At 70.7% G+C, this 6,463-nt stretch carries 7 protein-coding genes and 1 riboswitch; all 7 genes read left to right on the top strand.

What is annotated here, in order from left to right; genetic code table 11:
- The first annotated feature begins 78 nt into the window (after nt 1-78).
- Entirely contained in the window at nt 79-1,788 is a 1,710-nt protein-coding gene (locus FREUN1FDRAFT_RS13200; protein WP_157474725.1) for an amino acid adenylation domain-containing protein, read from the top strand.
- 113 nt (nt 1,789-1,901) lie between these two features.
- A complete protein-coding gene (gene panD, locus FREUN1FDRAFT_RS13195; protein ID WP_006540554.1) occupies nt 1,902-2,384 on the top strand; it encodes an aspartate 1-decarboxylase in 483 nt (160 codons plus the stop codon).
- Between the two features lie 20 nt (nt 2,385-2,404).
- A complete protein-coding gene (locus FREUN1FDRAFT_RS13190) occupies nt 2,405-2,671 on the top strand; it encodes an SDR family oxidoreductase (RefSeq protein ID WP_304412145.1) in 267 nt (88 codons plus the stop codon).
- Between the two features lie 102 nt (nt 2,672-2,773).
- Nucleotides 2,774-3,211 (top strand): TIGR03618 family F420-dependent PPOX class oxidoreductase, encoded by a 438-nt coding sequence (locus FREUN1FDRAFT_RS13185; RefSeq protein WP_006540552.1) that lies wholly within the window; start codon nt 2,774-2,776, stop codon nt 3,209-3,211.
- A 122-nt stretch (nt 3,212-3,333) separates the two neighbouring features.
- A complete protein-coding gene (locus tag FREUN1FDRAFT_RS13180; RefSeq protein ID WP_006540551.1) occupies nt 3,334-4,176 on the top strand; it encodes a class I SAM-dependent methyltransferase in 843 nt (280 codons plus the stop codon).
- A gap of 173 nt (nt 4,177-4,349) precedes the next feature.
- A riboswitch (cobalamin riboswitch) is annotated at nt 4,350-4,482 on the top strand.
- Nucleotides 4,483-4,610: 128 nt separating this feature from the next.
- The gene (gene cobM, locus FREUN1FDRAFT_RS13175; RefSeq protein WP_035951458.1) at nt 4,611-5,363 is read left to right on the top strand and encodes a precorrin-4 C(11)-methyltransferase; all 753 of its coding nucleotides are present in this window, start codon (nt 4,611-4,613) and stop codon (nt 5,361-5,363) included.
- Nucleotides 5,351-6,289: a precorrin-6A/cobalt-precorrin-6A reductase gene (locus FREUN1FDRAFT_RS13170; RefSeq protein ID WP_006540549.1), complete on the top strand. Its 939-nt coding sequence runs from the start codon at nt 5,351-5,353 to the stop codon at nt 6,287-6,289. The genes cobM and FREUN1FDRAFT_RS13170 overlap by 13 nt, the downstream gene beginning before the upstream one ends.
- Nucleotides 6,290-6,463 lie beyond the last annotated feature (174 nt).

Genomic DNA, 6,463 nt, shown 5'->3' with positions numbered 1-6,463 from the left:
CGGTAAATCCTGGACGCGCCGGTGGTCGGATCCGGTGGGGGCGGCGACGGGTTCCGTTTCGCCATCGACAGATGGGGCATGCTTGTGAGTGCGCTTTTCAGGGGTGGCGTGTCGCCGGTGCCGGCGGCGGACGGGGCTGTCGCTCTCGAATGCTGTAACGACACCAGCGCGCCGGCGGTCGTGACGACCGTGGTCGATCTGTTCGTCGCCCAGGTGCGGAGAACGCCGGATGCGCCTGCTGTCGTGGCGCCAGAAGGGCGGTTCACCTATCGGGAGCTCGGAGACCGGGTGTTCCAGCTCGCCCGGGCCATGCGCCGCCACGGCCTCGAGCCGGAGGGTGTCGTGGGTGTCCGGCTGGGGCGATCCGCGGAGATGATCGTCGCGGTCCTCGCGGCCATGGTCGCCGGTGGCGCCTTCGTCCCGGTGGAGCCGTCCTGGCCTGACCAGCGGCGTCGGCGGGTACTGGCGGACTCGGGCGCGCAGTTGATCGTGACGGGTCCGGAGACGTCCGAGGTGCCGAGGGAGCCGGATGAGCCCGACGGGCTGGTCGACGGGGTGCGAGCCGTGCCGGTCGATCTGCGCGCGTGGGCCTGGGGCCACGAGTCGCCGGAACCGCTGGATCTTTCGATCCCCTTGGCCGGTCTGGCCTATGTGATGTTCACGTCCGGCTCGACCGGCACCCCGAAAGGGGCGATGATCCGCCATGAGGCGATCGCCGAGCGACTACGGTGGCAGGTGACGGACCTGTTCACCTTCGGCGCGGGCGACGCTTCGCTGTTCAAGGCTCCGCTGTCGTTCGACATCTCGATCAACGAGATCCTGCTGCCACTCGTCTGCGGGGGCCGGGTGGTCGTGGCGGAGCCGGAGGGTGAGCTCGACCCGGGGTATCTGGTCGACCTGATCGAGGCCGAGCGGGTCACTTTCGTCTATCTGGTGTCGTCGATGCTGGACGTCGTGCTGGAAGCGGCGGAAGGCACGCCCGCGTTGGCCTCCCTGCGGCATGTCTGGTGCGGAGGCGAGGTACTCACACCGGCCCTCTTCGCACGCTTCCGAGCTCAGGTCGACACCGATCTTTACCATGGGTACGGCCCGGCCGAGACGACGATCGGCGTTTCTCATGTGATCTACCGGGATAGCGCTGAGCGTCTCGCCACATCCATTGGTCGGCCCAATCCGCATACCCAGATTCACCTCCTTGACGACCGGCTGGAGCCGGTGCCGGACGGCGTGATCGGCGAGCTGTATGTCGCCGGATTCCTGCTCGGCCGCGGCTATGTGAACAGCGGGGTGCTGACCGCGTCGCGTTTTGTCGCCAACCCGTTTTCCGGCGATGGCGCCCGAATGTACCGGACCGGGGACCTCGCGCGATGGGACAGTGCCGGCTGGCTGGAGTTCGTCGGCCGGGCTGACAACCAGGTGAAGATCCGGGGAATGCGGCTCGAGCTGGAGGAGGTGGAAGCCGCCATGTCCACCCACCCCCGGGTGCGGCGGGCGGCGGTCGTGGTGTCCCGGGACACCGCGGCGCCCCGGCTGCTCGCCTTCGTCGTTCCTGATGCCGATCGTGGCGTCGATCAGGTCGACGGCGGCTCGGCGCTTTCGGGACCGGCAGCGGACGGCGCATTCGCGGACGAGGTGCTCACCTGGTGCGCGGATCTTCTTCCTCATTACATGGTGCCGAGCGCCGTGACGGTGCTGGGCACGCTTCCCGTCACAGCTGGCGGAAAGATCGACCGACGTGCCCTGACCGCAGCTCACCCGCCACGGGAACAGCCCGTGGGGAGGACGTGACGCAAGTGTGCCGGCGGCCTGTCCCGCCGGGACGCGGATGGCGGGATGTCTGTGACCGTTCGCTGACCCGGAATTCCCACTCATGATCTCGACCGAATTCTGAAGGAAATCGCGTGCAGCGCACTCTGCTTGGCGGGAAGATTCATCGGGCCACCGTGACCCAGGCGGATCTGCATTATGTCGGATCGATCACGATTGATCGGACGCTCATGGATTCCGCCGACATCGTCGAGGGTGAGCAGGTGCAGGTGGTGGATATCACCAACGGCGCCCGGCTGGTCACCTATGCGATCGAGGGGCCCCGGGACTCCGGGATCATCGGCATGAACGGTGCCGCCGCCCGCCTGGTTCACCCTGGCGACCTGATCATCATCATGTCGTTCCGGCAGGTGGATGAAAGCGAGGTCAGCACGCACGTCCCGCGAGTCGTTCACATCGACGAACTGAATCAGATCGTCACGTTGGGTGACGATCTGTCCGCGCCGGTTCCCGGGGCGGTCGACCAGATTCCCGGAAACGGGACCGCGATCCGGTCCGGGGGCCAGGTGGCCGAGGGCGAGGCGCGGCGACACCGATGGTCATCGCCTACGCGATGACCAAAGGAGCGCTCAACGCCATGACACGCACTCTCGCGCTGGAACTCGGGCCACGCGGCATCACGGTCAACGCTGTCGAGCCGGGCATCGTCGAGACCGACATCGCGTTTTTCCTCGCCGATCCCCGGATGAGTGAGCTGGCGGCGTCGTGGTCGGCGTTCAACCGGATCGGGCGGCCGGCCGACATCGCCGATGTCGTGGCATTCCTCGCCTCGCCGGACTCGCGGTGGATCACCGGGCAGACCATCGACGCGACCGGCGGCTTCCTGCTCGGCCCGGCGTTCTGAAACCCGGCACCCGGGGCCCCGGACGGTGGCCACGGTCGCTCAGAGCCGTGAAACGATGCTGGGCGGGCGAGCGGACGCGATGACAAACGGGGAGGCATGGCTGTGGCGACGATTGACGACCTGGCGGCGCTGGGCCGGGAGGAGAGTGGGCTGGCGGTCGTCTCGACGTTGCGGGCCGACCAGAGCATTCAGTCGTCCGTGGTCAATGTCGGTGTCCTGCTGCATCCGTTGAACGCGACCCCTGTCGTCGGTTTCGTCACCTATGGCCGGGTCAAGCTCGCGAACCTGCGTGCCAGACCCGCGCTGACCGTCACGGTCAGGTCGGGGTGGCGATGGGTGACCGCCGAGGGCGAGGCGCAGCTCATCGGCCCGGACGACCCGCGTCCCGACATCGACGCCGAGCGGCTTCGGCTGCTGCTGCGGGAGGTCTTCGTCGCCGCGGGCGGCACGCACGACGACTGGGCCACGTATGACCGGGTGATGGCCGAGCAACGGCGAACCGCCGTTTTCCTCGCGCCCCGGCGGCTCTACAGCAACTAGAACCTCCGCGCCCGGCGATCAGGGGAATCCGGGCTCGGTGTCCAGGCCGCCGGTCGGCCGCGCTCACGCCTGCCGCGGGATAACGCCGACGCACTACCGTCGAGGGCGTGCAGAACGAGCAGATGCGGCTGACCTGGAGCGACAACGCCTCCGGCTGGGTCGCGAACGAGGCGCTCTTCGACGCCCTGTTCGCGCCGGTGACCGCGGCGATCAGCCGCGCGGCGGCGGTCCGGCCCGGGCAGCGGCTACTGGACGTCGGCTGCGGCTCCGGCACGTTGCTCGCAGCCGGGGCCGGCGCGGGAGCGAGCGTGGTCGGTGTCGACATCTCGCCGGTCATGGTCGACGCGGCGCGGAGCAGGGTACCCGGCGCCACCGTCGTCGTCGGGGACGCGCAGGTTCTCGACCTGGGCGGGGAAGCACCCGGCCCGCCGTTCGACCTGGTCGTTTCCCGCTTCGGTGTGATGTTCTTCGAGGACCCGACGGCGGCGTTCGCGAACATCCGCCGGGTTGTGGCGCCGGAGGGCCGGCTGGTCTTCGCCTGCTGGCGTGGCCGGGAGGAGAACCCGATGTTCTCGCTCGGCTCCAGCGTGCTCGCCGGGCGGCTGGTCCCGCCGCCGGCGGATCCGGCGCCCGGCGAGCCCGGCCCGACCGCCTTCGCCGACGCCGACCGGCTGGCGGGCGTCCTGGGTGCGGCGGGCTGGTCCGACATCGCGATCAACGCCCTCGACTTCGAATGTGACTACGGGGCCGATGGCACCGACGGGGTCGAGGAACGGCTTGCGACTATCCTGAGCACCTCCACCGGCCGGTCGGCCCGGCAGCAACTGCAGCCAGCCCTGGGCCCGCAGGGCTGGTCGGCGCTGCTCGACGAGGTGCGGGCGGAGCTGCGTCGGCATCTCGTGCGGGGAGCTGTCCGTTTCCCCGCCGCGACCTGGCTGGTCACCGCGACGAACCCGGCTGGCTGACAGCTCCGGTCGGGTCACCTGCCCCGGCTCGTTTCGGGCGGCCGCGACGCGAAGGCGGCCGCGGAAGGCCGCAGGTTCGAGATCTACGACGACGAGAAGGAAGCCGTCGGCAGCTTCTGAGCCCGGCCTGGGCGGCGGGAGACGTCGGTCGCCGGAGCGGGTGTTGACGCTCGATCCGGTACGGACCTACGGTGGGGCCTCGTGACGGCGCAAGGAAGCCGGTGGAAGTCCGGCGCGGTTGCGCCACTGTGAGCCCGCGAGACGCCGCGGGTGAGTCAGATACTTCGCCGTCATGACGCCCATCCGTTCGCGGGGACGCACAATCCTCCAAGGAGGCTCCAGTGACCACCGTTGCGCCACTTTCCTGAGCCCGCCGTGATGCCTCACCGGCTGGCCGTGGCACGGCCCTCCATGCCGTTCTAGGGAGCGACGCGATCACCGTTCATTTCATCGGCGCCGGCCCCGGTGCCGCGGACCTGCTCACCCTGCGCGGCCGGGACCTGATCGCGGCCTCCCCGGTCTGCCTCTACGCGGGCAGCCTGGTCGACCCGGCCGTGCTGGCGCACTGCCCGCCGGGCGCCCGGCTCGTCGACACCGCTCCACTGACCCTCGACGAGATCGTCGGCCATCTCGTCGAGGCCGACACCGCCGGGCAGGACGTCGCCCGGCTCTGCAGCGGTGACCCGTCGGTGTTCAGCGCCGTCGCCGAGCAGATGCGCCGGCTGGAGGCCGCGGGCGTCCGCTACGACGTGTGCCCCGGGGTGCCCGCGTACGCCGCGGCTGCCGCGGAGCTGGGCCGGGAGCTGACCGTGCCGGGTGTGGCGCAGAGCGTCGTCCTGACCAGGACCAGCGAGAACGCCTCCGCGATGCCGGCCGGGGAGACGCTGGCGGCCCTGGGTGCCGCCCGGGCGACGATGGTCATCCACCTGTCCATCCAGCGGATCGAGGCGGTCGTCGAGGAGCTGCTGCCGGTTTACGGCGCCGCCACCCCGGTGGCGGTGGTGGCCTGGGCGTCACGCCCGGACCAGGTCGTGCTGCGCGGCCGGCTCGACACGATCGCCGCCGCCGTGCGTGCCGCCGGGATCGGCCGGGCGGCGGTCATCGTCGTCGGCGACGCACTCGCCGCGACAGGCTTCCGCGACAGCCACCTGTATTCGGTCGAACGGGACCGCGCGTGCGTGTCCTGATCCTCGGTGGCACCCGCGAGGCCCGTGACCTCGCCGCCGCGCTCGTCGCCGAACCGGGCGTGGACGTCGTCACCTCGCTGGCGGGCCGGGTGCGTGACCCGGCGCTGCCGGCGGGGGAGACCGTGATCGGCGGTTTCGGCGGAGTCACCGGCCTGCGCGCGTTCCTGCGTGACCGGGCGGTCGACGCCGTCGTCGACGCCACGCATCCGTTCGCGGCGACGATGTCCGCGCACGCCGTCGCCGCCTGCGCGGGCCCGTCGCCCGCACCGGACGAGGCGGGCGGCGCGCACTCGGGCGGCGCGCACTCGGGCGGCGCGCACTCGGGCGGCGCGCACTCGGGCGGTGCGTATGCGGGCGGCGCCGGTTCCGCGGTGCCGCTGCTTCGCCTGGCACGGCCCGGCTGGCAGGCCAGGCCCGGTGATGACTGGCATCGCGTCGGCGACCTGGCGGCGGCCGCCGACCGGACCCGGGAGCTCTGCCCGCCGGGCGGCGCCGTGTTCGTGACCACCGGCCGTCGCCAGCTCGCGCCGTTCGCCGCGGACGCCGAGCGGCACTATCTGATCAGAGCGGTGGATCCGCCGACGGACACGCTGCCGCCGCGGCACACCGTGCTGCTCGACCGTGGTCCCTACACCGTCGCCGGGGAGACCCGGCTGCTGCGCGAGCACGGCATACGGGTGCTGGTGACGAAGGACAGCGGCGGGACGCTGACCGTCGCCAAGCTGGACGCGGCCCGGCTGCTCGGCGTGCCGGTCGTCATGGTCGACCGCCCGGCTGGCGCCGGCCTCGTCCCACCGACCTGGCCGGACGTCGCCGGCATCCTGACCGCTCTGCGGGCACTCTCCGCCGGCCATACCGCCGACGTGCCAGCATCCCGCTGGCACCAAGGGTCCCAAGGGTATTCGGAGCCGGCGCCGAGCGCGTAGCGCGAGCAATTCATGCCAATAGGTGCAAATGGGGCTCAGAGTAGCTTGGTAATCCGCAAGAAATGAGGATTTCGGTTGTTCGCGCAGCCGAAATCCGCACTTCTTGATCGGAAGCAGTGGCGGCAGTGGAAGCCCGAAGCTCGGGATTCTGTGACGGGCTCTGGGACTGGGAGC

Source organism: Parafrankia sp. EUN1f (assembly GCF_000177675.1).
In the GTDB taxonomy this organism is placed as follows: Bacteria; Actinomycetota; Actinomycetes; order Frankiales; family Frankiaceae; genus Parafrankia.
This window is presented reverse-complemented; position numbering and strand designations above follow the sequence as displayed.